Genomic DNA, 1,141 nt, shown 5'->3' on the forward strand with positions numbered 1-1,141 from the left:
CCATCTCTCCACCGCAGGTCAATCCGATCGCGATGCCGTCGGGGTCAGCGAGCCCGAAGTGCTCGATGATCGCGGTCTCGTCGCTCAACGCCTGTGCGGCACTGTCGATGATCGCCGATTCGACACACCCGCCCGACAACGACCCGATGATCTCCCCGTCGGCGGTGATCAGCATGGCCGACCCGACGGCACGCGGCGACGCGCCGGTCGTCGAGATCACCCGGGCCAGGGCGACCGGACCGCGCTCCAGGTGCCGAACCAAGGCGGGGAGAACATCACGCATACTCCCAGTGTCGGCGCCCTGGCCCGCGCGCGCCACTCGGGCTGCGGCGGGTCTCGAGGCCTCCTCGCTGCGCTCGTCGGCACCTCGACCATCGGAAGGGACGGCGTCCTCATCCCGGTGGTGGAGCCGCCCCATCCCGGCAGTCGAACCGCCCTATCCCGGTGGTGGAGCCGCCCTATCCCGGCAGTCGAACCGCCCTATCCCGGTGGCGGGACCGCCCCATCCCGGTGGTCGAGCAGTCCCATCCCGGTGGCGGGACCGCCCCATCCCGGTGGTCGAGCAGTCCCATCCCGGTGGTCGAGGTGTGAGGAGCGATAGCGACGAGCCTCGAGACCGCTTGTGCCGGAGCTGGTTCGGTAGCCGTGGGGGTTGTGGACGCTGATCGGTGCGGCGGGTCTCGAGGTCTCCTCGCTGCGCTCGTCGGCACCTCGACCATCGGAAAGGGAGGCCGTCTTCACCTCGATCATCGGAAAGGGGGAGTGTCCCCATCCCGATGGTCGAGGTGTGAGGAGCGTTAGCGACGAGCCTCGAGACCGCTTGTGCCGGTGCTGGTTCGGCAACCACGGTGGCCGGAACCGTCAGGAACCCAGCACCTGGTGCAGGTAGGGGTTGGTGAACACCCGATCCGGGTCGAAGCGGTCTCGGACGGCCAGGAATTCGTCGAAGCGCGGGTAGGCCGACCGGAGATACTCGGCGTCGCGTGTGTGCATCTTGCCCCAGTGCGGGCGACCGCCGTGAGCGGTCATGATCGCCTCGGCATCGGCGAAATATGCGGCGGAGTCGGCGGGGGCGTCGTGGTGGTATCGGTGCACGGCGATGTACCCCCGTGGTCCACCGGATGCGGTCGAGAGCATCAGA

At 68.6% G+C, this 1,141-nt stretch carries 2 protein-coding genes; both read right to left on the minus strand.

From position 1 onward, the window contains the following. On the minus strand, nt 1-283 hold a 283-nt coding region (locus B1964_RS05185; RefSeq protein WP_139765632.1), incomplete at its 3' end, for an XdhC family protein. 578 nt (nt 284-861) lie between these two features. Beyond that, a partial coding sequence (locus B1964_RS05190) for a D-arabinono-1,4-lactone oxidase (protein WP_290440677.1) occupies nt 862-1,141 on the minus strand: 280 nt, incomplete at its 5' end.

It is taken from the genome of Gordonia sp. i37 (assembly GCF_002043085.1).
In the GTDB taxonomy this organism is placed as follows: Bacteria; Actinomycetota; Actinomycetes; order Mycobacteriales; family Mycobacteriaceae; genus Gordonia; species Gordonia polyisoprenivorans.